Raw genomic sequence first — 25041 nt, 5'->3', positions numbered from 1 at the left:
TTGCAGGGATTGCGCCACTCCGGCTGCGATTGCGAAAATCGGGATAAACACAAATGCAGCAATCATCTGTGCAACATTTAATGCTGATTGTTAACATTTGTTGTTATTTGGTACGATTTCTATCGAGTATGGATTTTGCGCTTGTTATGTAAATGCACTCTTTCAGGGCAGCAAATGCTTGTTTTTTGGGCAATGTAATTAATGTTATCGCATAGTAACATGGTGAAAGTATTTTAAATCAATGAATTACATTTTGTGCTTTAATCGCAAATTGCGATCTAAATCAAATTAAACCGCTAAAGATAACCGCGCCGGGGCCGACATAACTTCCGACAAGAAGTTAACAACAATATAACCTGCACAGGACGCGATTATGTCTTCTCATCCGTATGTCACCCAGCAAAATATCCCGCTGGCTGACGATACCACTCTGATGTCTACTACCAATCTACAAAGCTATATCACACATGCTAATGACACTTTTGTGCAGATTAGCGGCTATACATTGCGGGAGTTACAGGGGCAGCCGCATAACATGGTGCGCCATCCGGATATGCCGAAAGCGGCCTTTGCTGATATGTGGTACACCCTGAAACAGGGGGAACCCTGGAGTGGAATCGTGAAAAATCGGCATAAAAATGGCGATCATTATTGGGTGCGGGCGAACGCGGTGCCGATGGTGCGCGATGGCAAAATCAGTGGCTATATGTCGATTCGCACGCGGGCGACGGATAAAGAGATCGCAGCGGTAGAGCCGCTGTACAAGGCGTTGAATGTCGGGCGCACAAATAAGCGTATCCATAAAGGTTTAGTGGTGCGTAAAGGCTGGTTGGGAAAACTCCCTTCATTGCCGCTTCGCTGGCGGGCGCGTGGAGTGATGGCGCTGATGTTTATCGCGCTGGCGACCATGCTCTGGTTTGCCGCCGCACCAGTGGTGAATTATTTCCTCTGTGCGTTAGTGATGCTGTCAGGAATTGCCTGTTTTGAATGGCAGATTATTCGTCCGATAGAAAATGTCGCCAGCCAGGCGCTGAAGGTGGCGACCGGTGAGTGTAACAGTGTTGATCATCTGAATCGCAGTGATGAACTGGGGTTGACGTTGCGGGCAGTAGGGCAGCTTGGTTTGATGTGCCGCTGGTTGATTAATGACGTATCAAGCCAGGTTTCCAGCGTCAGAAGCGGCAGTGAAACGCTGGCAAAAGGCACCGATGAACTTAACGAACATACTCAGCAGACGGTAGATAATGTTCAGCAAACGGTAGCGACCATGAATCAGATGGCAGCGTCGGTAAAACAGAACTCTGCCACGGCTTCGGCTGCCGATAAACTTTCTATTACCGCCAGTAATGCGGCAGTGCAGGGCGGGGAAGCGATGACCACGGTGATCAAAACGATGGATGATATTGCAGACAGTACTCAGCGCATTGGCACTATTACTTCGCTGATTAACGATATTGCTTTTCAGACCAATATCCTCGCGCTGAATGCGGCGGTGGAAGCGGCGCGTGCCGGAGAGCAGGGTAAAGGTTTTGCGGTGGTTGCGGGCGAAGTACGTCATTTAGCCAGCCGCAGCGCCAATGCTGCCAACGATATTCGCAAGCTGATCGATGCCAGTGCTGATAAGGTGCAATCCGGTTCACAACAAGTGCACGCTGCCGGACGGACGATGGACGATATTGTGGCGCAGGTGAAAAACGTAACTCAGTTGATTGCTCAGATTAGCCATTCAACGCAGGAACAAGCTGATGGGCTTTCCAGTCTGACCCGTGCGGTAGATGAACTTAACCTGATTACCCAGAAAAACGCCGAGCTGGTGGAAGAGAGCGCGCAGGTGTCAGCGATGGTTAAACACCGCGCCAGCCGACTGGAAGACGCGGTGACGGTGCTGCATTAATCGGTATGCCGGATATCGTGGTTGGTACACAATGCCTGATGCGATGCTGGCGCATCTTATCAGGCCTACGGGCGCGTAGGCTGATAAGGCGTTCACGCCGCATTCGGCAATCGGTGATTAATCCAGTTGCGTAATATCAAAAGCGGCGCGGTCAATTACCGCAATGATCTTTTTTATCTGCGCGTCGCTGATGTCACTCTGGTTGACACGTAAGTCCAGCACCGCTTTAAAATTATCCAGCGCCCGCTTCATTTGCGGGTTCTGGCGTAGCGCAGCGCCAACGCAGCGGGCTTTGATCCGCTCTTCAATCATTTCCACTTGTTCGCGATTTTCTTCCAGCCACTGCGCGCCCTGTTCGGTCAGCGCAATCTGCTTCTTGCCGCCTTCTTCTTCGCGGATGGTAATCAGCGACTGCTCCTGGAGAAAATCCAGCGTCGGATAGATGACGCCCGGACTTGGGGTGTAATTTCCCTGGGTCAGATTCTCAATCGCTTTAATCAACTCGTAACCGTGGCTGTCATCGCGTGAAAGAATATCCAGAATCACCAGACGCAATTCACCGTGACCAAAGAAACGCTGCCGACGACCACCGCCGCGACCGTGACGACCACCGCAGCATTGACCATGCTCGTGCTCATGCTGATGACCGTGCCCGCAGTGCTCGTGTTCTGACTTCTCACCTTTGCAGCAGCCTTCATGGCGTGGCTGGCCTTCATGTTTACAACACCCTTCGTGATGATGGCTCATAATCAGCCTCCCGTTGCTTAATTAGATATATCTAATTTATATCTAATGTGAACATTACTGCAAGTGCAAAAATGATTTTTAAACGCAGATGTGCTCAACATGTAGGCCGGATAAGGCGTTCACGCCGCATCCGGCAGCCTTGCTATGGTGCTGAATGCCTTCACATACTTCAGATATATCAATTCTACAAATTGCTTGCATTTATCATGATTAGCAATCATTATCATTTGTGAATTTTATTTAGATATATCTGATTACCATCACGAAGGCGATAACAATGACTAACTCTCCCCGCTACCCACAGCGCGTTCGAAATGATCTGCGCTTCCGTGAACTGACTGTGTTACGTGTTGAGCGTATCAGCGCCGGTTTTCAGCGTATTGTCCTTGGCGGCGAGGCGCTGGACGGTTTTACGTCGCGCGGCTTTGACGATCACAGCAAACTCTTCTTTCCTCAAACTGACGCTCATTTTGTGCCGCCAACAGTAACGGAAGAAGGTATCGTCTGGCCGGAAGGACCGCGCCCGCCGTCGCGTGACTATACGCCGCTGTACGATGAACAACGCCATGAACTGGCGATCGATTTCTTTATACACGACGGCGGCGTCGCCAGCGGCTGGGCGATGCAGGCGCAACCAGGCGATAAACTCACGGTGGCCGGACCGCGAGGTTCGCTGGTGGTGCCGGAGGATTACGCGTATCAGGTGTATGTCTGCGATGAGTCCGGAATGCCTGCACTGCGCCGCCGCCTGGAAACGTTGAGCAAACTTGCCGTTAAACCGCAAGTTACTGCGCTGGTCAGCGTGCGGGATAACGCCTGTCAGGATTATCTCGCGCACCTTGACGGTTTTAACATCGAATGGCTGACGCATGATGAGCAGGCGGTGGACGCGCGTCTGGCGCAGTTGGCAATTCCTGCTGATGATTACTTCATCTGGATAACCGGTGAAGGAAAAGTGGTTAAGAATTTAAGCCGTCGCTTTGAAGCGGAACAGTATGATCCACAGCGGGTACGCGCAGCGGCTTATTGGCACGCGAAGTGATTGAACAGAAAGAAAAAAACAAAAGGCTGACGATTTCTCGTCAGCCTTTTGCTGTGTCTGGTGGCCCCTGCTGGACTTGAACCAGCGACCAAGCGATTATGAGTTGGTTGATAACCCTTTACTTACAGATACTTAGCGATACTTTTCAATACCTTAGTATTTTTTAAAACTACTGTATAAATACCTGTATATACCCCTAAATACTTCTTTACGGTATCCTATAGGTATCCTGGAGCAGAACAAGCGATTTTCCAGGATACCAGATCGCTTGGTGGGGTGTATGAGTGAAATTATTCAGATTCTCTAAAGTAAAAATTGCAGAACTGCCAACGCCGGAACATGGACAGGTCGAATACGGTGATACGGAGGTTAACGGGTTGCGTGTCCGTGTAGGTTCGTCAGGTGTGAAAAGTTTCTGCATTTCCCGTAAGCGTAACGGAAAATTTATTCGTGCCACGCTGGGGCGTTTTCCTGATCTGAGCGTGGATAATGCCAGGGCTAAAGCTATGGAACTCCTTGGAGAGGTCGCCACAACGGGGAAAAACCCGAACATAGCGAAGCGCACGAACAACAAGGCCATGATAACGCTGAATGAGGCGCTTGAAGCCTACATAAAAAATCGTGGCCACCGCCTGAAACCCGCCACAGAAAAACAGTACCGCAGCATATTACAGAATTATTCCGGTGACTGGATGGCCCATACCCTCGCCAGTATTACCCGCGAACGTGTGGAACAGCGGCATAAGGCTGTCACAGACGGGGCTGTATGGTTCGGTGCTGATAAAACCACGTTACGGGCTGGGGTTGGTACAGGAAGCAAGGCACAGGCCGATTTATGGGCGCGTGCGCTGCGTGCCGTGTGTCGGTTTGCGCACGATCATTATCGTGATGATGCGGGTAATACTCTTTTACCGGATCCGCCGACGCTGGTACTGAGCACTAAGCGCCAGTGGCACGGAACGGTAAGAAAAACGGAACGTATCCGCCTGCATGATTTTTCGCGCTGGTTTGCTGCTGTAGCAGCTGTACGCGACCAGGGCGAACAGGAAAGGGATGATATAGCGGTGACGGTATGTGATGCCGTGGAAATGGCGCTTTTTACCGGACTGAGAAAATCAGAAATTTTTGGCCTTACGTGGGATCGCGTGAATATGGGCGGTCGTTTTTTCTGGATAGACACCACGAAAAACGGGGATCCGCTCGAATTGCCGATCACTGATACGTTGCGGGAGATGTTCCGCCGCCGGCTGAAAATAAAAAACGCTGATGATGTTCTGGTGTTTCCTGGTGTGAAGGGCGTTATTCAGGAGACACGGCACATCATAGACCGGATAAGCGCGGCTACCGTTTCAGAGTCGAACGATGAAATGCTCTCCCCTGTACCATTCAAATGGCACGATGCGCGCCGGACGTTCGGAACGGTTGCCGAACTGGTGGGCGTGGGCAATTACATCCTCAAGCGCCTGATGAATCACCGTACTATGCGAAGTGCTGACGTAACGCAGGGGTATTTACATTTTGGTGCTGATGAACTGCTGGAGCCAGCGTCACGGATAGAACGGGCAATTCTGGAACATGCCGGGCTGGTGGAGAGTAAAAAATCTATTGATGCGCAATTGATGGCGGTCTTAAACAACCTAAGCGAAGAAGAAAAAAGGAAATTAATTTTTTCCTTATCTACAGATGAGTGTAACCAGTTATGGCAGAAAGAAAAATAACAACCCCTGATTATATCATTCACCTTTTTATACGTGAGTTATTTACTTACGGTGATAAAGCCTCTGTTGTACGTATAATTAAACGATGCTATGACGATAAAAATAACAAAGGGATAGACTGTTTTACAGAGCTTCTTACAAGTGTAGTTGCGTATTTTTCAAAATCAGCGAATGCTACAGAGGTTTTTCTTTATTTTATTGGCTTTACGACAGAAAATAAAAAGTTTAAACATCCAGAATTTTTTATCCATCAATTACAGCAAATGGATACTAGAAAAGAATCTTTTTTTCAGATTGAAAACTTGCCACCAGGCGCAATTAGTGCGTTAAATTCGGCAATCTCACTGTATGCAATAGGAATGAGAAATAATGCTGATAATCTTGTAAAACTTGGAATATACTTGTTAATTTCAGGGCTTTTTGAAGGTTATCATGTGGATTATGTTTGTGATGAAATATCAAAGCAAGCTATTGCTGAACATCAAAGAGAAAAAGCAAGCAAACCAAGAAATCATTATTACAATGAAGTTATGCACGTAATTAAATTAACGTGGGAAAAGTACCCTAAAGCCAGTAAAACAGGTTTATTGAACGAGCTTTCTGTTTACTATCATGGGAAAGTAAGTAAAAACACTCTGGATAAATGGATTAAAGAATCAGGAGCACAACCACCAAGACCTGATAAATATTCTTCGTTTGAACTTGTTCACCCCCAATAGCTGGCTAGTGTATCTTAATAGCTGGCTATTAAGGCTAAATAACTGGTAACCTCCCCACAGCAACTGGCTATTGGGCTAAAAACAAAATACCCATTGATTGATATTTATCACCGTTGTTACTTAGAAGTACACGGTGATAGATATGAATTTAAAGAAATCTGATTTATCAACTGACCGCCTTACACGTGCTGAAGCTGCTGCCTACCTTGGCGTTAACAATCAAACGCTGGCGAACTGGGCCTGTACTGGCAAGGTAAAAATCCCTTTCCATAAGCTGGGGCGCAAAGTGCTGTATATGCGCACTGATCTCGATGCTTATCTTGCATCCACTCGCAGAACGCAGACGGTGTAAGGGGGAGTGATGGCACATAAAACAAAGGCGACCGCAGAGGGCCGCCAGTGGCATAACACTAAACTTGAGCATATCCAGAATACCAGGTTGTTGGCTGGTGGGCAATGCTATCAGTCTGGCTCGATTCGCTGCCATGCCTGCAATGAGCGTATTTTCCTAGAATACTCTTTAAGGTACTTCTCAAGGATAAACGCACATGGTGCGAATCTCTCCGGTTCATGTTCGTTTACCGCATTTTTGCGTTGTTTTTTCTTGGATGAGGATAATTTCTTTAATGATTTGTCAGTCATCGTAGATACCTGTAACCCTGTGCGCCACAGTTCACCGCACCACGGCGCTGGTGATGGTTACTCCAGCTCTTTGGCCTTGCGCCGCTGGCGGCGTTTGATCTCATCAAGGATTTTTCTTGGTAAGAAGCCTGCTGGTTTATTCTCTGGTAGAGAAAGTTTGTTATCGGTCTGCTTTTCAGTCATACATCAGCCTTTAGGTTCAATGCCACGTCGCTTTAGTTCGGCACGAGCTAATTCTTTAAACCAATTGCCGAGGGTTAGGCCATCGGCGGTTGCTGCCTCGTTTACTTGCTGGCGTAGTTCTTTGCTAATTCGTATCTGGAATGTCGGCGACCATCCCTCGCCGCGTGGTGATTTATCCCGCTTTAATGTTGACATGTACGTACGTAACTCCTATTATCATCAATATTACGTACGTACATTAACAGTAAGTGCAACAAAAAACAAAGCCCCGCAAGTGTCGTTACCACTCGCAGGGCTTCTAACCACCAACGATAACGAGAGTATCGAGGTAGCTATGAGAAATCATACCATACACCCGCAAGGGCGGGATTCGCACAACCTGAATAAATTCGCCTGGCGTTTTATCGCCCTGAGCGCCGCAAAACCGCGTGTGATTACCATCGTGGCCACCAGCGAACAGGAAGCACGCCAGCAATCCCCGGCTGGCTGCGTGATGGTATTCGCCGCCCGTATTCGTCAGGGGGTGTGCCATGCCTGATATGTCAAATTACCAGTACCTGATTAATCCGCATTTTAACTGTGAGCATGATATTGCTAAAAAGGTTTATTCCGCTGCGGATGGGGCGACTGACAATATATCAATGGCCGTTGCGTCAATTGGTAGCCTGATGTGGCATGCGTCAGAAAATGAGGACTATGACGAAAAGGCCATGCGCATTGATATGGGTAATATCGGTTTGTTACTGGCAATGCTTGGACATTTTGATATTTCGTTACGGTGCACCATTGAAAATGCCACAGATGCATTAAATGCCATAAAGAAAGCGAATACTGATTCAAATCGGGGATAAATAATCATGAGAACGTATTTATCTGGCTTGACTGCCAGCGGTTATGCACATCCCAAAATTATCCCCGGCGCTATTTATCGGGATAAGAACGGCAACAGAGTAACAGTAAAATCGATAATGTTTGACCGTGTGTATTTTATTCGTGATGGCTATTCATTTCATAGTTCGCTGAACGTGGAGATCTTTATTAGCAGATTCAGGCGGGAAATCCCGCTTTCCAGAAATAACCATGTGTCACGTGTGAATGTGGATAAAAAACTACAGGAACTGAAAAACATGATTGCCGCGTGGAGAGAGCAGAAATGAAAAAAGCGCCAAATTTAAAACACCAGCCACGTGACAAAATGACGGAAGTCATCATTTTTGCGGGTAGTGATGCGTGGGCACATGCGAAGCAGTGGCAGGAACAGGACGGGCGACTGGCTGGCGATAACGTGCCTCCTGTCTGGCTTGGAGAGCAACAACTTGCCGAACTGGACAACCTGCAAATCGTACCGGACGGACGCTATCGCGTGCGTCTCTATCAGGCGGGGTTATTGCGTCCGGGGCTTGTTAATACCATCGGGCAGAAACTGGCAGCGGCAGGTGTCAGGGATGCTGATTATTACCCTGAAGGAATGCACAGCCAGAAACGGGAGAACTGGCGTGAATATCTGGAACGTGAACGGGCAGAGCAGGCGGAAAAGAAAAAGGTAGTTGAACTGCCTGTAAAGAAAAAAGAGCCATGCTATCAGGATGATGAATTAAAGCCCCGCGTTGAAAGTCGCGTCGATGGTGTTTTCTGGGTAACGCCCAAAGTGGATAAGCAGTCAGGCGAAATTATCCGGCCTGAGACGTGGTTATGTTCTCCGCTTGAACTACTGGGAACAGGGACGATCGGTAAAGAGCATTACCGCGTGATGCGCTGGAAAAAATTAGCAAACCATGAAGTCATCACAATGGCGATCCCGTGTGGTGGCATTGGCGACCGTGACGGCTGGCGGTTGCTTAAAGATCACGGGCTGAACGTGACAACAAACGGCAAATACAGGGCTATCCTGGCTGACTGGATGCAGTTAAGCGGAAGCCATGAGGAATGGCAGCTAAGCACAACAACGGGCTGGCATTTTGGCGCGTATATCATGCCGGACGGCTCAATCATTGGTGATTCTGAAAAACCGATCCTGTTTACCGGAAAAAGTGCCACTGTTAATGGCTATTCGGTTGCGGGTACGTCGGAGGGCTGGCGCGACTGCGTGGCGCGGCTGGCTGGTGGCAATCCGTCCATGATGCTGGGTGTTGCCACGTCACTGGCAGCACCTTTGATTGGCCTTGTTGGTGCTGACGGCTTCGGGGTACATCTTTTCGAACAGTCATCGGCAGGGAAAACCACCACGCAGAACATCGCATCAAGTTTATGGGGAGAGCCGGACGCACAACGGCTGACCTGGTACGGCACAGCGTTAGGTATCGCTAACGAGGCAGAGGCGCACAACGACGGGCTGTTACCCCTGGATGAAATAGGCCAGGCCGGAAACGCGCGGGAGGTGTCCACGTCAGCCTATACGTTGTTTAACGGTTCCGGGAAATTACAGGGGGCGAAGGACGGCGGCAACCGGGAGATAAAACACTGGCGCACGGTGGCAATCAGCACCGGAGAAATGGACGTTGAGACATTCCTCAAAACGGAGGGGATAAAAGTCAAAGCGGGGCAGCTTGTCCGCCTGCTTAACGTTCCGATGGAAAAAGCCACGCACTTTCACGAATACAGCACCGGAAAGGCGCACGCAGACGCGTTAAAGGATGCCTGGACAGAAAATCACGGGGCAGCGGGTCGTGAGTGGGTTAAATGGCTGGCAGGCCACCAGCAGGAGGCAAAGGATACGGTAAGGGAATGCCGCGAACGGTGGCGCAACCTGATACCGGAGAGCTACGGCGAGCAGGTCCACCGCGTGGGTGAGCGTTTCGCCATACTGGAGGCCGCGCTTGTGCTTTCCGGTCATGTAACTGGCTGGGCCGCGCAGGAATGCCGGGACGCAATACAGCATAACTTTAATGCCTGGGTGAAGGAGTTCGGCACGGGTAACAGGGAATTTAAACAGATGGTTGAACAGGCTGAGGCGTTTTTGTCGTCGTTCGGGTTCAGTCGATACCTTCCTTACCCAAACAGTGATGAACGTGATTTACCGATTAAAGACCTTGCCGGATACAGAAAGGGGAGTATCAGAAATGAAGATGATGAGTTCCGTTTTTACACGTTTCCTCATGTGTTTGAGGGGGAGATCGCACAGGGATTTAACCCGTCCCACTTTGCCCGCGCGTTGAGTGCTGCCGGAATGCTGGAAGCGGGTAACGATCGCCGTTACAAGAAAAAGGCTCTCGGCAAAATTGGGGGGAAGCAGCATGTTTTTTACGTGCTGATGTTCCAGCCTGAGGCAGAAGATTAACCCCCTGTGTGAGGTGAAAAGTTGCGGGTTATGTGGGTTACTCTGTGTATAAGTGCATTAACTGCATGAATAAAAAGGAAATCAATAACCCGCACGTAACCCGCAAAACGGCAGTTATAACCCACAAAAGTGCGATTATAACCCGCAGATGAATAACAGGAAGTGACAGCAAACAGCCACGCGTAACCCGCAGAAAAAACCCCGTTTGCGGGTTATTTTGAGCATTTTGCGGGTTACGCCACGGCTAAACAGTAAACAGTTAATTTTGTAATGTATTGATATTAATGAATAAAAAATACTTAGCAAGCGAAGATAACCCGCTAACCCGCTAACCCGCATAACCCGCACTGTTTTGTATATATATACGAAAAATTGAGATCTGAACTATGAAGGCAAACCGCAAACAACCACACTACCGCGCTATTGACCTTACAGAGCACTGGCTGAGAGTGGCGATAAAAATCATCGACCGCAACGCCGGGGAAGGATATGCGAAAGCACATCCCGAACTGATTAGCGCATTCATGACAACGGCAGCTGCAAACTTTGCCACGATGACAGAACGGGAGATTGCCGAAGCGGAACAGGTAACAACCATCAACGTTAAAACCGGAGAGCAGACAGCATGACAGCACAGATAGCGGCTTACGGACGGCTGGTGGCTGACCCGCAGTTAAAGACCACCAGCAAGGGTACACAAATGGCGATGGCTAGTATGGCGGTCCCCCTTCCGTGCAGCCAGGCAGATGACGGAACGGCGACGATGTGGTTATCCGTCCTGGCGTTTGGCAGACAGGCCGACGCACTGGCAAAACACCACAAAGGCGAACTGGTGAGCGTGGCGGGTAACATGCAGGTAAGCCAGTGGACAGGCCAGAACGGCGAAACGCGGCAGGGCTGGCAGGTTATCGCAGACAGCGTAATCAGTGCGCGAACGGCGCGACCGGGCGGCAAAAAAAGGCCAGCAGGGGCAGGCCACTGACGCACTGAACAGGGCAAAACAACAGTCGGGGAATGATGATCCGTACGGCGATAATATACCGTTTTAAATTCTGCAAACAAAAAGATGCCGGAAAAAAATAGATTTTCCGGCATGCTACATAAATCCCGACCAAAGGAAGTAAATACATTAACACGAATTATCAGCACTGAAGTTGTCACGGCATATTTTATACAACATTGCACTTGGTTGCATGTATTCGCATAGCAGACATCGGTAATAGAATATATTCACAATTATTTGTAATGAATGTAAAGAGGATGAGTATGGTTGATTTATATTCGCCTACACAGCTTGTGCAGGTGGCTAATGCTGAAGATGTGCAAAAAAAATTAAATGCGTTGTTTACCAGTTTGTTTTTCACTCGCTCGGTAATGTTTGAATCGAGAGACATTATTCTTGATACGATCGACGATCCAAATATCCCGATCGCGGCGTTTTGCTCTCCTATGGTGGGCAGTAAAGTTTCACGAGATGAGGGATACGAATCAAAAACAATTCGCCCTGGCTATATGAAACCGAAAAGCAGCATTGATCCAAATAAGTTAGCTGTGCGCCCTGCTGGTGTATCACCTGAACAATACAATGCTTTTGGGGCGCGTAATATTAAAGTTAAACAGGCGATTGTAAATCAGGCTAAAGCTATACGTGCACGTATTGAATGGCTTGCTGTTCAGGCAATCACAACGGGGAAAAATATCATTGAGGGCGATGGTATTGAACGTTATGAACTGGACTGGAATATAAAACCACAAAATATTATCACGCAGTCTGGCGGTGCTGAGTGGTCAGGTAAGGATAAAGAAACTTTTGATCCAAATGATGATATTGAGAGCTACGCAGAATTTAGTGAGGGCGTCACTAATATCATCATTATGGGCGGTAATGTATGGAAGAAATACCGTTCATTCAGAGCGATAAAAGAGGCTCTGGATACCCGTCGTGGTTCTAATTCCGAACTGGAAACGGCCCTTAAAGACCTTGGTGATTCGGTGAGTTTTAAAGGGTATATGGGCGATGTTGCGATTGTTGTTTACAGCGGGCGTTATACCGACGAGGACGGAACTGAAAAATATTTCCTTGATCCTGATTTGATGGTGCTTGGCAATACGGCTCTTCAGGGGATTGTCGCTTATGGCGGTATTCAGGATCCGGAGCTAATTCGGATGGGGCTGACTAAAGCCGAACTTGCACCGAAAAACTATATTGTGCCTGGTGATCCGGCTATTGAATATGTGCAGACACATTCAGCACCACAGCCAATACCGGCCCGCATCAATCGTTTTGTTACCGTTCGCATTGGCTAAGGGGGAGCAATGGCTACTCATTACACTGAACTCATGTCTGGCACTGAAGCACTGGTTACTACGCTGGGGATATTTTCAGCCAATAAAGGGGTAATACCTGCGTTTACGCCACTGATGCAGGAAGATGCAACTGGTGCGCTAGTGGTATGGGATGGAACGAGCGCAGGCAAAGCGGTTTATGTTTCCGCTGTACAAATCGACACAGCGAAAAAAACACAGGCACAGGTTTATAAGACAGGTGTTTTAAATGTTGATGCTCTGAACTGGCCTGAGTCTGTAAAAGAACTGTCGGCAAAGGTTGCCGCGTTTGTTGGCTCAGGTATTTCTGTTCAGCCGCTGGCTCGTGTGTAAAGGGGGATACAATGCAGAATCATTACAATGACCTTAAGCCAATTGCCGAAATGATGTATCCGGATCCAGCAGTAGAGGAATTAAAGGCTATTGCTGACAAAATGCGTTTAAGTGAACGCCTTGTTGATATGAATCAGGTGATGGAACTTACTACCCTTAGCCGTCGCACATTGCTAAACCTTGAGGCTCGCGGAGAGTTCCCCGAACGCGTACAGGTTACGGAAGGGCGTAAGGCCTGGTATTTAAGCGAAGTGATCGACTGGATAAACAATATTCCTCGAGCTTCTGAATATTGCCGCGTACCTGTCCCAAAAAAGCCAGATGCGGCGCTATGCCTCAAGATTGAGCGTGTACGCCGCAATGCACGGGATGGTCGCTATAAGTTGATTGGTTGATGAAATTAGGGCCCGTTCTGGCTGGCGGGTCCTTTCCGGCGATCCGGTAGGCTACGGGGCGGCGACCTCGCGGTTTTTCGCTATTTATGAGCTTTTTCAGGGTGGTGGTGGTGGTTTTGTTGTTTGCTCTATCTCCATGAATAAAAAGGGAAAGATAACACCAACACACCAACCTGAAACCTTGACCAAGTTGGGATATTGATGAAATCGCACCTGATGAACAAAAAAACCATGGCGCAAAGCTGCCGGGTAAGTGCTACAGCATTCGACAAGTGGGGAGTGACTCCCGTTGAACGTAAAGGCCGTGAGGCGTTTTATGATGTTGCCAGCGTGATAGACAATAGGGTTAACAATGCAATTAGCCAGCTTACAAACGACAAAGGCGAGATTGATGATGATGAACTCTTACGAGTCAGGATCAGATTACTGACAGCACAGGCGGAGGCGCAGGAACTTAAAAACGAGCGCGATCGCGGTGACGTGATTGATACAGAGTTTTGCATGTACGCGCTTTCAAAACTGGCGAGTCAGATTTCATCAATCATGGACAGCCTGCCGCTTACTATGCAAAGGAGCTTCCCACAGATGACCCCCGTCATGCTGGATGGCCTGAAAAAAGAAGTTGTCAGAGCCTGTAACGCATGCACAAAACTTGATGAAAACATCCCGCGAATGCTGTCCGATTATCTGATGGAAACTACCGGAAATGTGCCTGATAAGTTTCAGCCGGATAAAGACAAGTAACGTAGTGCACAATGACCGAAGCCAGTTTACTGACTGGCTTTCAGCGTTGCGCTGGTGGGTGAGTTGCAGATCTGCAACTCGACCATGAAATTACGGAAACTACCCGTAGTTTGGGTAGTAAGAGTAACACCCAGATTTTGGGGCTTACTCGCGATACCCAAATAAAGGGTATCGGTGGAAGAAATATCGTTTCTCATATGTGAGTACCGAGGGCGGAATTCCGCCTTCGGTTACTTATTGTGCTCATGCACAGGGAGGGGCGGGTCAAATCCCTGTGACCTGACGTCTTCCGGACTGCCAGCCCCATCGATTTTTTATACCCGCGAAAAATGAAAAACGCTTCACGCTGGTGGGTCTGATGCCGATATGGGGATCCACATAACGGATTATCCGTGATCATCGACCAGCTATCATGTCGGATAGTTAAAGTTTCATGACAGGTATGATGTTGCGTAACTTGTTGTTTTTATACCTGCTTATACTCTGTCACGGTATCCTATAGGTATCCTAGAAAAAACGAAGGGGTCACGCTGTTAACGTAACCCCTTGATAGATATGGTGGCCCCTGTTGGGTTTGAACCAACGACCAAGCGATTATGAGTCATGAGGCAAGTCCATTCTATATTGTTTTGGTTTGTTCGTAATTGTTTTATTAATTGTTTATAATCAAGTAATTATGTAATTGCTTCTGTTTCCGCTTGGTTCCGTTTTTTCTCCATTGTACGATCGTTACCTGACCCATTACCTGACCCAAATTTACGAGTTATTTTGATTGTTACTGGTTTAGAAAAGAGGTTCTATGGCCGTCAATCTAACTGAAACAGCTATCCGAGCATTGAAAGCAAAAAAGACATCGTTCTATGTCTGGAGCAACAGTTCTCAACGTGGCACTGGACGACTTGGCATCAAAGTTCAGTCTTCTGGCAGCAAAATTTTCTATTTCCGCTATTACGTGGAAAAAGGGAAAAAAGAAAGATTCATTCAATTGGGTATATGGCCTGAGATGAAACTGGCTACAGCGAATGAACTGGCAAAAAAGTATGGTGCCTGGCTCATTGAAGGAAAGGATCCCCAGACAGAACTGGAGCGACAACAGCTTGCAGAACAGCAGCGGATACAACTCCATCAATCACAGGGCTCATTTGAAGCATTGATTCATGGTTATGTTAACAAAATGAAAATTGATAATAAGAGAACATGGCAGGATGTTCTGAAACGCCTTGAAAATGAATGCTATACAGTGATCCCCCGTGAGACTAAAGCTAAAGATGTGACTTCCGGACAGATTAAACATATCCTGGCCGGGATCATTCAGCGCGGTGCAGTGGTTCACTCTAACCGGATCCGTTCTTACCTGATGGCTGCATTTAACTATGGTCTGAAAGCTGATAACGATCCGATGAACACAAGTGTAGGGATTACTTTTGGGCTGGAGGCCAATCCGGTATCAGTGATACCGAAACAGTCATCTGCTGAAAAAGTCGGTGACACCTGGCTGACACTCGAAGAGTTGCGTTTTCTAATGGAACATTTTGCTGAAGCAACCAACGTTGGATTATTGATGCAACATTTGATCCGATTCTGTATCTATACCGGGGGGCAACGTCCCTTCGAAATGATCGCCAGTCAGTGGTGTGATGTTGATTTTCAGCAAAAAACGCTGCTGGTGACTGCGGATGTCTCTAAAAATAAGCGAGAACATTTGATACCGTTGACTGAATCAGCATTACAGGAATTATCTTGTGTGCAGGAGTTAACAAAAGAAAAATCGAGCCCTTACATTTTCCCGCTTTCGACTAATGGTAAGCGTCCGGTTCGTACGGACAGTCTGGCTCGCGCTATCATGTATTTCCGGGCTTGTAATCCTGACTTTAAAATTTTTACAGCACGTGACTTACGTCGGACCTGTAAAACGTTAATGGGAGAAGCTGGAATCAGTAAGGAAATCCGCGATCGTATTCAAAATCATGCGTTGAACGATGTCAGTTCAAAACATTATGATCGATACGATTATTTGCCAGAAAAACGCAGAGCACTTGAGATCTGGGAGGACCGGGTTAATAACCACCAACAGCAGACAGGTAATAATGTTGTTAATCTGTTTGGTAGAAGGTGAGGGCGTTCCTGATCGTTGTACGACTTGAGTACAATTGATGAGTATTGTTGATGCGCCTGGCTCTGGTATTGTTTACTATAATTATTGAGGTAAATTTTCGTGCCTGTATTACTCAGAGGGGATTCTAAAATGGCTGTAATTCCAATGTCTTACTCCCCTGCTACTGTAGCCCGTCGTTTTTCGATACTGGATGGAGTAACTATTCAGGGCGTGCTTTACCAGATCATCTGGGATCCAAAGACTCCGTTTGCTGCGGTAATCGAAGCTGCACCTTCTGTTATTGATGGTGATGTTCGCCATAAGGTTGTTGCCACTCTGGAGCTTCAGCGTCGTCCCCGACTTGAAGGCGTGTTTGTCCAGAAATTCTGGGAAGAACAGGATGTTGCTCAGATTGAAGGGATTGTTGTCGATGGAGCTGTACGCGATGTTGGTCTTGCAACGTTTGTTTATGAAACGATAGTCACAAAAGCGGGCGTTGTACTATTAAGTGATAACGAGCAATATGAAGGAGGAAAAGCTCTCTGGCAGCATATTGCGCGTCGTTCAACGAATCTGAAGGTGTTTATTTTAGATACTGATTCCGCACGGTATTACCCGTTTGATGGCGAACGGATCAGTTATGACGGGGAAAGCATCCCGGAATCAGAAATCTGGAGTGAACATCCTGAGCGAAACAAACACACTGTCGTTCTTGTGGCCGAATCTGTTAATGGAAAAGCCGCATAATTTGCCGATTGCCTCGTGTTCCTAGAGCTCTGGCAACCTGAAGCAGAACAAACAGGGGATAACCGGGCTGTTATCCCCTCAGTGATCTACTGCCCGGTCAGGCATTTTCCCCATAAAGGTCGAATCACATCTCTATCTTCACTGTAGGGAAATCTTTTATTTTTTTTCTTCTGTTCCAACAGGAATGCGTCGATTTCGTTATTGATAATCTCCTTAACAGTGCGGCGATAACGGTTTAGCGACGTATCACTTATATTTGTCTTTGGCAGGCGTAAACTGGTATCGGCTTTGATGTCTTCATTTATGCCATCTTTAACTTTTCGTTTTGGACTATCCGGAATCCCTTCATGCAGATCATAGGCTTTCAGCCCTACAAGTCGTACGGCAACGTCAATCTTCTCTGTTCGTTTTTGTTTATGACTTTCTAACAAAACTTTATTTTTTTCATACCATTTTTGAAATGTTTCCAGCCGTCTCTCATTATCTTTACTGAGCTCCAGGAGAGAATAAAATTCAAAACTATCTGTTATATTAATTTCACTCTCTGATGCCGGAGGTTTTATTCCTGGAAACTCTATCTCATTTTGGGATGATTTCTTGTATTTCTTCTGCAGACAATGGCAAAGATAAATTACTGCATCCTGAAGGGTATTCGTGTGAATCAATCTCAGAAGTTCATCACGTTGTATAGTTATCTGGCAATAATCCTTTTCCCATGCAGTTGTATGCTTGGTTTCTGTCTCTTTACCTGGAGTAACTGTTGCGAATTTCCATGTATATCGGATAAAATCTGTTGGTTTAAAATATTCCATGGTTTTGTTGAACCAACCAATGATTTCATTGGCATAAAGACGGACATATTCATCGTATATTGACTTAATTTCATACCAGTTGGCGACCCGACACAAATTATTCACGAATTCTGAACGTCCTGTTTTCAACAGTTGTTCTTTCAGTCTGATTACATCCTCGGTCTTTTGCTCCAGACAATCTCTGAATATTTTATGTTCCTCTTTAAAGGGGGATAGCCATTCTGGGAGGTCTGTATTATTTTTCTTGTAGAATCCGTTAACCGTCATACCAATAACTCTGGCAAGTATTGCTGATTCATCAATTTCATGGTATTGATTCAGGTGTGCCAGTAACTCTGAGGTGCAGGAGTGTGCAACAGACAGATCCTGATGGCAATAGCCCTGTCGGGTTTCTGCTGGAATTGGTGAACTCCAGGCTTTACATTCAGTCAGAATATTAAATAAATCATCTCCTACAAACTTTGCCAGTTCAGGTGTTTTCCAGGTTCTCGGTCCCGGGCTGATAAAGGTTGATGTTGTCTGTACCTCTTGCATCGCCCCCCAGGTTTTCAGACTGATATTTCCTTCATCAAAACCATTGTATAAATGGCACATAATATTAAGCGCATCTGTAAGATTAGAATTAGTGAGTAGGGGTAATGTAGATTCTTTAATAATAAGCTCTGGTTCTTCCGCGTTTCTTTGTTCTCTAAATATTCTCAAGAGCTCTGTATTAGCACGTAATGCAGAGAGAACTCTGTGCTGTTCTTCAAACCAGGGGCGATATTCTGGATTCTGATATAGCTGACGAGCCTTAAAGATGAGCAAAAGGAGTTGTTCGGAAACCGCCTCGTATATGCCAGGGAATGGATGGGATTCGCCAGATAAAACACGATCATACTTTTGTTGCATTGTCCGAGTTACCATGATGTCAGAAGTTTTCTGCTTGCCACATATTGGCCCACTGTCAGACAGAATCGATGTCGTCCACTGAAATGAAACGTTAATCCTGAGCCAGCCGCAGATTACGTGGATAGCTTGTGTACATTTGTTTATATCCTGAGATTTTATACATTATTTACGATCATTTTCTCCTGATTGTGATTGTCTCCGTCAGTTACCCCTGCGTCTTCTGTATAAGCGTATTTGCTTCATTTTCCGATCATTCGTAGCCTGCTTCTGTCTGTTCAGCAACAGATTGTCTTTTCCTCCGCTTGTTGTAGCTTATTTTTGTGATGATTATCACAAATTAGATGGAAATATTTCACCTTCCTGCGACTCCTCCATGCCTTGTTTGAATTTTACATGGATTTATTTATATATCCCAACCTGATTTTAGTCAATAAAAATCGTCATAATGGATTTTTAATATTAATCTTTTGTTTTTATTTGTCGTAGTTTATTTTTATTTGGCTCTATATGTCTTTATTTTTTCTATTAAAAGCCATTTTAACATTGTAATTCAGTATTTTGACCTATAAAAATCATAGTATTACATTTTATTTGCAAGGTGTTGGCTGGATGAATGACAGTGACTTTCACTCATTGTTTATCCGGGAAACTTAGTCATTTCATGCTCATGCCGGAAATAAAAAGTATTGATATATCAGGAGGGTAGTATGTGGCTTCCATTAACAGATGAACAGCGTCTGGTCATTTTGAAAGCTTATGGGATTGAATGCGACAGACTGGTACGTGAAAAGGAACGATATGAGATCACGTCAGTTTCTCGTACGCAAGCGTGGAAACTTGAACGGGAGGGAAAATTTCCACCACGTAAGTCTATCGGAAAGAAATCTTGCGGATGGTTGTTAAGTGACCTTCTCTGCTGGATACAGACCAGATGAACTGTTTGTATTTTCAGTATATCCAGTCTGTATAGCAGCTATTGTTGCTATTGTAGCGGAAATAGCTGCTATAACCGAAAGTCATTACGAAAAAAGGGAATATTTATGTCTTACATCAAACCGGATACTCCGTATCCAGTATATGCGCAACCATCAATGACTGGAAATGCAATAATTGAAACTCAACAAAATGAAAAAGCATCTCTGGCTATGACTACAACATCATTATTAACAGCGATGTCAATTGCCTGTCAGAATCAGATTGACGTGTGCAGCTCCGGAAATTTACGTGGGCCCGTTAATATTTACACTATGGTTCTGGCTGATTCCTGAGAAAGGAAAAAGACCGGGGGGAAGGTGTTAGTGAAATAATTTTAGGAGGTGTTAAGAATGAGAAACATGAATGATATTTCGTGGTAAATAACACAGTCTGAACTGAATTAACCTTATCGGTTATTAAACATCAGATCTACAGATATTCTGTATTTTTCAGAACATTAGGTCTGAACAGCAGCTATTTTCGCTATTATAGCGGGAGTTGCTGCTACTTTACTAACCCATTAATGAAAAGAGAGGCATTTATGTGCTTACTTGCACCAGAAAATCCTTGTCCGATATATGCAATGCCACCGCTGGCGAGAAATGCAATAATTGAAACTCAAAAGAATACACAGACACCTATAGCTATGGCGATAACTGCAGCATTAACAGCGATGTCAATTGCCTGTCAGAATCAGGTTGATGTGTGCAGGCCAGGAAATTTACGTGGGTCCTCTAATATTTACTCTATGATTCTGGCTGATTCTGGTGAAAGGAAAACGACCGTGGATAAAGTGTTTATGAAAGCATTTTATCTCAGGGATGAAGCCCTGGCGGAAGAATACGCGAAACTGGTTGAGAATTACAGTACAGAAAAGGAAATATGGGAGCAAAAACAAAAAGCACTGGAGTCAAAACTTCATAAAGAGATTCGTGCCGGTAAAGATTATAAGACAACAGAATCAGAGCTTAAAACACATCTGAATAAGTGTCCTGTTCCACCACAGATACATCGAACAATTTTTAATGATACAACGATAGAGGGAATGTTAAAATATTATTCTGATAGCAATCGCTCTTTTGCTCTTGTATCCAGTGAAGGTGGGATAATTTTTGACAGCCGGGCAATGAGTAAACTGGGAATACTTAACTCTTTGTGGGATGGTGGTTCTCTTTTCATCGACAGGAAATCATCTCCCGGAATTTTTTTGAAGGAACCAAGACTGACGATATCGGTGATGGTTCAGCCTGATGTTTACCACAAAGGTTTTTGTACACGAAAAAAAGAACTTGTGAAAACGTCGGGACATCATGCAAGGTTTTTGATGTGTCAACCAACATCAACGCAGGGGACAAGGATAATAACCGGAGATAATTATTCATCACAGTATCAGGATTTGTTTGAACAGAGGATAAATGAACTCATTGATGAAAGCCTGGCGATGAGGGGAGAGCGGCGTTGCCTTCACTTTTCTCCTCAGGCAGCCAGAATCTGGACGGACTATTACAACGATGTGGAATCGAAGATGTCGGTTCTGGGGCCTTTAAGAGACTTCAGAGAATATGCTGCTAAAAATGCAGAGTATATGGCAAGACTGGCAGGACTTATTCACCATTTTAGCGGTGAGGAAGGTGACATTTCCCCCTACACTGCTGAAATGGCGAGAGAATTAGCAATATGGTATGGTAATGAGTATGTTCGGTTATCCAGTCCGTTAACGTTTGAAAACTCTGCCCTGACCGTACCTGTGCGACTCATTCCAGAGGAGCTTGAACTTTTTAACTGGATAAAAAGCTATTGCATTGAGAAGGGGATCCCCTGTATGAAAAAAAATGACATTTTACAGCGTGGTCCGAACCGTTTCCGGAAAAAGGATAAAATCAATTGGTTACTGGATTTACTGTATGAACAAAACAGAGTTGTACCGGTTATTGAGGGAAAAACGTGGTATGTCGCACCTAACTTTGACCTCTGAACGACTTAATCGTTGAGTAACATATAGTCTCCTCTGCTACTTGCGGAGGAGACTAATGCCTTTACCATGTCAGCGTTGTTGTATTACAGAACTCTGGTACAGGTCAGTCAGCAAATATAACTGGTATAACCATTATTTACTATTGGATAGAGTGTTGCTCAGGATATTGCTGGCTTTAGTCCTAGATGAGGAGGTTCCCTCATTGTTCTCGTGTTCAATAAATAATTTAGGTTAATTAGTATTATTAGTGGGAGTTATGTGATCTGTTATATTGTTTTATCTCTTTTTATCGTATTGTCGCTCCTCTTTATGCTGACCATTCTGCTTAGTCTGTAGGTATGTGATGTATATACATCAGTGAGTAGTGTATGTTGTTTAGTTATATGTTAAATTATGTCACTTACTCATAGTGTAATATTGAGAAAGTTAATCATTGAATGTGTGTCTGGTTCGTACGTTATAGCTCCGTTATTGTTTATGGTGGAGATTAAATATCTGTAGAGGCCTTAAGCTGAGTTGATGTTTTTACTTAATGGTGCGGGAGTATCAATAGCGGTGTTGCCTGTAGCTACCCGATACTGACTTTTGTGAATGTCAGATTACTTCCTTTAAGTGATTGAATGGTGTTTCCTTAAAGTTAATTCTATGGGGTATGTTTTTACCATTGTAATTTGTACTGGTCCTCAGTTTAAGAGAGTTTCACTGTATTCTGAATATATTACCTCATTACAGCAATGAGGTAATACCAAACAGTTTTATCAGGTTGTCTGTACTGCTGGTTACCTCGTTTATTAATGCCGTGGTACGACGTTTCTGTACCCTCAGCATTTACATAATTTCCTCTTCCTGTGAGTTTTATAAAGTAAGGACTATAAAATGTATAATGCCAATCCCAATTACGAAATGAATTTCGCGATTCTGAAAGATGTGAATGAACACATGGAGGGGTTGTTTCAACGTTTTTCTAAACTGTTACCTTTCAGAATTGATTTTGCCTACAGGAAAGACACGCCCAGTTTCGGGCATTCCTGTAAGCACAGTATGTGTATGGAAATATACCGCTTACTTAGCGAAACCCAGACGATGTTGGTGGGATATTACTGGGTTATGGAATATACACCAAACAAAGGGCTTCATATTCATTTTATCGGCTACCTGGATGGACAACGTCACAAGAACTCTTATCAGATATCCAGGCAACTGGGAGATATCTGGAGGCGGATCACGGAAGGGGATGGTTATTTTCACCTTTGCCGGGCTAAAGACAAATACCCTGTGTGTATCGATCACGTGATTCACTATAGTGATAAGTCTGCGGTAGACGACTTACGTTACGCCCTCAGCTACCTGGCTAAACAGGATCAGAAAGAACACGGTATTATTCTGGGCCGTAGCAGGCTTCCCGAAAAAAGTAACCGGGGCCGACCACGACATAACTGAATTACGGGGGCTTATGCCCGAACTATCGTAAGTTATCGCGTGGATTTGTCGTTAATGCGTAGCTTTGTCCTCAGCGCAGGGGACTATGACACTTTGAACGTCATCTTGGGTGTAGTGACTTTTAACGTCAGGTGATGCATAAGGGCCTTTCTCTGAGAGACCCTGTTTACACAATTAAATAAATCGAGCCCGACCAACAATTTTGATGTTAACAGCAGGATTATTGAGGGGCAATCAATGTGTTCTTCGGTAGCGATTACGGTAGTGAACGGCGCTCTACTGTACGGGCTGAGCGGGACCTGCTGTCTGAATGGTATCTGCGCCATATACTGAGAGTTTTGCCGGAATGGCCTTCCAACCTGTTGATGAACTCTTGCCATGGAACGTAGCACTTACCAATAAATAACCGTTAATACGACGTTCGGGTAATGCTAACGATAATAGTACTCCTCTGGGCATTTTTAATTTATGTTTTCCGAAGCTATCGATAGGTAATAGCGAATCATCACAGCTAAGTGTTATTTCAGGTTTGGCAACTGGTAGTATTGCCGCTCATATCGGTTAGGCTCCCTTCAAAATGGTCTCAAAATCCGCACAGTTCAAATCGGGAGTAGCGCAGAGCATATCTCTGGCCAATGCTCGTCGGCGTTGTAGGAGGTTATCCAGAGTTTCTTCAAATGTTGTGATTTCAGTATCTCTCACAGTTGGGTAATAGACATACACTGGACTGACCCCACGCCCGTAGACAAATTCTGTCCTCACGACGAGGCCTGTTCAAAGGCCTCCGGACTGACGCCGCCGAGGTGACTGTGGCGCCGGGCCCGGTTGTAGAACACTTCAATGTAATCGAAGATATCCGCCCGGGCTAGATCCCGGGTTTTGTATATTCTCTTCCTGATGCGCTCTTTTTTCAGTGAACTGAAGAACGATTCGGCCACCGCATTATCCCAGCAGTTGCCACGCCGGCTCATGCTCGGGACCAGGTTATTAGCCCGGCAGAAGCGCTGCCAGTCGTCACTGCCGTACTGGCTTCCCTGGTCTGAGTGCACGATGACCTCGCCGTCGGGTTTACGTCGCCAGACCGCCATCATCAGTGCATCCAACGCCAGTTCGCGTGAGAGAGTGGGCTTCATCGACCAGCCCACCACGTTACGGGCGAAGAGATCGATAACCACCGCCAGATACAGCCAGCCCTGCCAGGTGCGGAAATAAGTAATGTCGGTGACCCAGACCTGATTGGCCCGGACAACAGTAAACTGCCGCTGCACGCGATTAGGGGCAACCACTGAAGGTCTGCCAGCGATACGACGCGGCGCTTTATAGCCGCGCACGGCTTTAATCCGGTTCAGTTGCATAATACGGCCCACCCGGTTTTTACCGCAGGTTTCCCCGATTTCGTTCAGGTCGCCATGAACCCGCCGGTAACCGTATACGCCTCCGCTCAGTGAATAGGAGTCACGGATAAGCGTCAGCAGACGCTGATTATCTTTATCACGTGCCGAGACCGGGTTATGCAGCCACGCGTAGAACCCGGCCCGGGCGACATCCAGTACCCGACACATTGTCATCACACCCCATACAGTGCGGTGCTCATTGATAAAGCGGTACTTCAGTCGGGCTCCCTTGCAAAGTACCGCGCGGCCTTTTTCAGGATATCCCGTTCTTCTTCGGTACGTTTTAGCTGCGCCCGTAGTTTCAGGATCTCGCTTTTGGCTTCCAGTAAATCCCGGGCATGCTGCTCGCTGTTATCCGGTTTGATAGCCCGTAGCCACTTGTAGAGGCTGTGGGCAGAAACGCCCAGACGGTCAGATACTTCGGCAACGGAATAACCGCGTTCCGTTATCTGTCGGACGGCTTCTTCCTTAAATTCAGGTGTAAATCGTGGTGTGCCCATATGCTCCCCCTATACTCAAACTATAGGGCAGGATCGTCTACCGAGGTGGGGTCAGTCCATCAACGGCTCGGAAGTGTCTAAATTATCCGTGGCGATTCACTTTTCAGGATTCATGCTATTTCTCCGTCATGTCAACAACCATACTTAAAATATAACCGCATGAGTGAGCGACATTTAGACTCAATCTGCTGAC

The 25041-nt window shown here is 46.1% G+C and carries 24 protein-coding genes and 3 pseudogenes; 22 read left to right on the top strand and 5 right to left on the bottom strand.

Annotated elements, in window-relative coordinates; translation table 11 throughout:
• Positions 1 to 373 precede the first annotated feature (373 nt).
• Complete coding sequence (gene aer, locus C0K55_RS03615; protein WP_000094660.1) at positions 374 to 1894, top strand: aerotaxis sensor receptor Aer; 1521 nt, start codon at positions 374 to 376, stop codon at positions 1892 to 1894.
• 117 nt (positions 1895 to 2011) lie between these two features.
• On the opposite strand, the gene nfeR is transcribed toward aer, so the two are convergent.
• Positions 2012 to 2641 (bottom strand): DNA-binding transcriptional regulator NfeR, encoded by a 630-nt coding sequence (gene nfeR / locus C0K55_RS03610; RefSeq protein ID WP_000017992.1) that lies wholly within the window; start codon positions 2639 to 2641, stop codon positions 2012 to 2014.
• A gap of 277 nt (positions 2642 to 2918) precedes the next feature.
• Here nfeR and nfeF point away from each other — a divergent pair, with 277 nt between their 5' ends.
• From nfeF to C0K55_RS03590, 4 genes are all read left to right on the top strand, one after another.
• On the top strand, positions 2919 to 3683 hold the full coding sequence (gene nfeF, locus C0K55_RS03605; protein ID WP_000185302.1) for an NADPH-dependent ferric chelate reductase NfeF: 765 nt from the start codon (positions 2919 to 2921) through the stop codon (positions 3681 to 3683).
• Positions 3684 to 3967: 284 nt separating this feature from the next.
• Positions 3968 to 5401: an integrase family protein gene (locus C0K55_RS03600; RefSeq protein WP_098401400.1), complete on the top strand. Its 1434-nt coding sequence runs from the start codon at positions 3968 to 3970 to the stop codon at positions 5399 to 5401.
• A complete protein-coding gene (locus C0K55_RS03595; protein ID WP_000840823.1) occupies positions 5383 to 6120 on the top strand; it encodes a hypothetical protein in 738 nt (245 codons plus the stop codon). The genes C0K55_RS03600 and C0K55_RS03595 overlap by 19 nt, the downstream gene beginning before the upstream one ends.
• 142 nt (positions 6121 to 6262) lie before the next feature.
• Positions 6263 to 6472: a helix-turn-helix domain-containing protein gene (locus C0K55_RS03590; RefSeq protein ID WP_001049623.1), complete on the top strand. Its 210-nt coding sequence runs from the start codon at positions 6263 to 6265 to the stop codon at positions 6470 to 6472.
• A gap of 347 nt (positions 6473 to 6819) precedes the next feature.
• On the opposite strand, the gene C0K55_RS27005 is transcribed toward C0K55_RS03590, so the two are convergent.
• Positions 6820 to 6945, bottom strand: coding sequence for a hypothetical protein (locus tag C0K55_RS27005; RefSeq protein WP_277950406.1), 126 nt, complete (start codon positions 6943 to 6945; stop codon positions 6820 to 6822).
• A gap of 3 nt (positions 6946 to 6948) precedes the next feature.
• Positions 6949 to 7140, bottom strand: a complete 192-nt coding sequence (locus tag C0K55_RS27000) for a hypothetical protein (RefSeq protein WP_032147596.1) — start codon at positions 7138 to 7140, stop codon at positions 6949 to 6951.
• On the opposite strand from C0K55_RS27000, the gene C0K55_RS26995 reads away from it, so the two are divergent.
• The 12 genes and pseudogenes from C0K55_RS26995 (at position 7139) to C0K55_RS03510 (ending at position 16861) form a co-directional block, all read left to right on the top strand.
• A complete protein-coding gene (locus C0K55_RS26995; RefSeq protein WP_336603105.1) occupies positions 7139 to 7483 on the top strand; it encodes a host cell division inhibitor Icd-like protein in 345 nt (114 codons plus the stop codon). The two genes, C0K55_RS27000 and C0K55_RS26995, sit on opposite strands and share 2 nt — an antisense overlap.
• Positions 7476 to 7796, top strand: coding sequence for a hypothetical protein (locus C0K55_RS03570; RefSeq protein ID WP_001113141.1), 321 nt, complete (start codon positions 7476 to 7478; stop codon positions 7794 to 7796). Before C0K55_RS26995 ends, C0K55_RS03570 begins: the two co-directional genes overlap by 8 nt.
• Before the next feature lie 6 nt (positions 7797 to 7802).
• Positions 7803 to 8102: a DUF4222 domain-containing protein gene (locus C0K55_RS03565; RefSeq protein ID WP_001261497.1), complete on the top strand. Its 300-nt coding sequence runs from the start codon at positions 7803 to 7805 to the stop codon at positions 8100 to 8102.
• Positions 8099 to 10222 (top strand): DUF927 domain-containing protein, encoded by a 2124-nt coding sequence (locus C0K55_RS03560; protein WP_000710148.1) that lies wholly within the window; start codon positions 8099 to 8101, stop codon positions 10220 to 10222. The genes C0K55_RS03565 and C0K55_RS03560 overlap by 4 nt, the downstream gene beginning before the upstream one ends.
• A gap of 386 nt (positions 10223 to 10608) precedes the next feature.
• Positions 10609 to 10851: a hypothetical protein gene (locus C0K55_RS03555; protein WP_000646743.1), complete on the top strand. Its 243-nt coding sequence runs from the start codon at positions 10609 to 10611 to the stop codon at positions 10849 to 10851.
• Positions 10848 to 11271 (top strand): annotated as a pseudogene (locus C0K55_RS03550) (single-stranded DNA-binding protein). The gene C0K55_RS03555 and the pseudogene C0K55_RS03550 overlap by 4 nt, the downstream one beginning before the upstream one ends.
• 217 nt (positions 11272 to 11488) lie before the next feature.
• The gene (locus C0K55_RS03545; protein ID WP_097728745.1) at positions 11489 to 12529 is read left to right on the top strand and encodes a major capsid protein; all 1041 of its coding nucleotides are present in this window, start codon (positions 11489 to 11491) and stop codon (positions 12527 to 12529) included.
• 9 nt (positions 12530 to 12538) lie between these two features.
• On the top strand, positions 12539 to 12880 hold the full coding sequence (locus tag C0K55_RS03540) for a head decoration protein (RefSeq protein WP_000190777.1): 342 nt from the start codon (positions 12539 to 12541) through the stop codon (positions 12878 to 12880).
• An 11-nt stretch (positions 12881 to 12891) separates the two neighbouring features.
• Entirely contained in the window at positions 12892 to 13275 is a 384-nt protein-coding gene (locus C0K55_RS03535) for a helix-turn-helix transcriptional regulator (protein ID WP_001179421.1), read from the top strand.
• A gap of 201 nt (positions 13276 to 13476) precedes the next feature.
• Positions 13477 to 14019, top strand: a complete 543-nt coding sequence (locus C0K55_RS03525) for a terminase small subunit (RefSeq protein ID WP_000835287.1) — start codon at positions 13477 to 13479, stop codon at positions 14017 to 14019.
• A 799-nt stretch (positions 14020 to 14818) separates the two neighbouring features.
• Positions 14819 to 16135, top strand: coding sequence for a tyrosine-type recombinase/integrase (locus tag C0K55_RS03515; RefSeq protein WP_047928884.1), 1317 nt, complete (start codon positions 14819 to 14821; stop codon positions 16133 to 16135).
• A 129-nt stretch (positions 16136 to 16264) separates the two neighbouring features.
• A complete protein-coding gene (locus C0K55_RS03510; RefSeq protein ID WP_047928883.1) occupies positions 16265 to 16861 on the top strand; it encodes a hypothetical protein in 597 nt (198 codons plus the stop codon).
• 86 nt (positions 16862 to 16947) lie between these two features.
• On the opposite strand, the gene C0K55_RS03505 is transcribed toward C0K55_RS03510, so the two are convergent.
• Entirely contained in the window at positions 16948 to 18579 is a 1632-nt protein-coding gene (locus C0K55_RS03505; protein WP_047928882.1) for a hypothetical protein, read from the bottom strand.
• A 692-nt stretch (positions 18580 to 19271) separates the two neighbouring features.
• Here C0K55_RS03505 and C0K55_RS03500 point away from each other — a divergent pair.
• The 5 genes and pseudogenes from C0K55_RS03500 to C0K55_RS03475 form a co-directional block, all read left to right on the top strand.
• Positions 19272 to 19499 carry a helix-turn-helix transcriptional regulator gene (locus C0K55_RS03500; protein WP_000266640.1) on the top strand — a complete coding sequence of 76 codons (228 nt, stop codon included), beginning with the start codon at positions 19272 to 19274 and terminating at the stop codon, positions 19497 to 19499.
• Between the two features lie 105 nt (positions 19500 to 19604).
• A pseudogene (locus C0K55_RS03495) lies at positions 19605 to 19829 on the top strand (DUF3987 domain-containing protein); the annotation flags it as partial.
• 251 nt (positions 19830 to 20080) lie between these two features.
• Positions 20081 to 21514 carry a YfjI family protein gene (locus C0K55_RS03490; protein ID WP_001586056.1) on the top strand — a complete coding sequence of 478 codons (1434 nt, stop codon included), beginning with the start codon at positions 20081 to 20083 and terminating at the stop codon, positions 21512 to 21514.
• An 876-nt stretch (positions 21515 to 22390) separates the two neighbouring features.
• On the top strand, positions 22391 to 22954 hold the full coding sequence (locus C0K55_RS03480) for an inovirus-type Gp2 protein (protein ID WP_089674848.1): 564 nt from the start codon (positions 22391 to 22393) through the stop codon (positions 22952 to 22954).
• Positions 22955 to 23193: 239 nt separating this feature from the next.
• Positions 23194 to 23360 (top strand): annotated as a pseudogene (locus C0K55_RS03475) (transposase domain-containing protein); the annotation flags it as partial.
• A 352-nt stretch (positions 23361 to 23712) separates the two neighbouring features.
• On the opposite strand, the gene C0K55_RS03465 reads toward C0K55_RS03475, so the two are convergent.
• A protein-coding gene (locus tag C0K55_RS03465) for an IS3 family transposase (protein ID WP_201793543.1) occupies positions 23713 to 24848 on the bottom strand; the annotation gives its coding sequence in 2 pieces (ribosomal slippage) (positions 23713 to 24602 and positions 24602 to 24848; 1137 coding nt in all).
• Between the last annotated feature and the right edge of the window lie 193 nt (positions 24849 to 25041).

It is taken from the genome of Escherichia sp. MOD1-EC6098 (assembly GCF_002965865.1).
In the GTDB taxonomy this organism is placed as follows: Bacteria; Pseudomonadota; Gammaproteobacteria; order Enterobacterales; family Enterobacteriaceae; genus Escherichia; species Escherichia marmotae.
The sequence above is the reverse complement of the archived record's forward strand: the minus strand, read 5'-3'. Positions and strand labels throughout refer to the sequence as shown.